The 507-nt window shown below is 63.9% G+C and carries 1 protein-coding gene; it reads right to left on the reverse strand.

Annotation, left to right across the window (positions count from 1 at the left end; translation table 11 throughout):
* Positions 1-507 (reverse strand): class I SAM-dependent DNA methyltransferase (locus LPW29_RS15350; RefSeq protein ID WP_238628733.1); only part of this gene is annotated, 507 nt, incomplete at both ends.

Consider the following 507-nt stretch of genomic DNA (forward strand, 5'->3'; position numbering starts at 1 on the left):
CTCCTGACCATGCAGGGACACGGTCACGTCCTCGCTGACCTGCTGGATGTACTCGTCACTCTCGGAGAGGAAGCCACCGGTGCCTGCCGTGGGGTCATAGACGGTGACGATCCGGTGCGGTTGCAGCCGGTCTTCCTGACCGGTGAGGATCAGGGAGGTGGTCAGGTGCACGATGTCCCGGGGGGTGAAGTGCTCCCCGGCGGTCTCGTTGGAGCTTTCCGCGAACTTGCGGATCAGCTCCTCGAACACCAGCCCCATGCCGTAGTTGGAGAGCCGCTGCGGGCTCAGATCGATGGCGGCGAAGCGCTGCACCACCTGGTAAAGGAGGTTGTTGGCGGTGAGTTGCTGGACGAACCCCTCGAACTCCAGGTGCTCGAAGATCTCCCGGGCATCCCCGCTGAACGACTGCACGTAGCTCATCAGGTCATCGCCGGTCTGGGTGTCGGAGAGGGAACCCAGGCTCAGCGGAGAGGCGTTGAAGAACGGCTGATCGGCGGCACGCAGCAG

The organism is Ectothiorhodospira sp. 9100, assembly GCF_022227565.1.
Classification (GTDB): domain Bacteria; phylum Pseudomonadota; class Gammaproteobacteria; order Ectothiorhodospirales; family Ectothiorhodospiraceae; genus Ectothiorhodospira; species Ectothiorhodospira marina.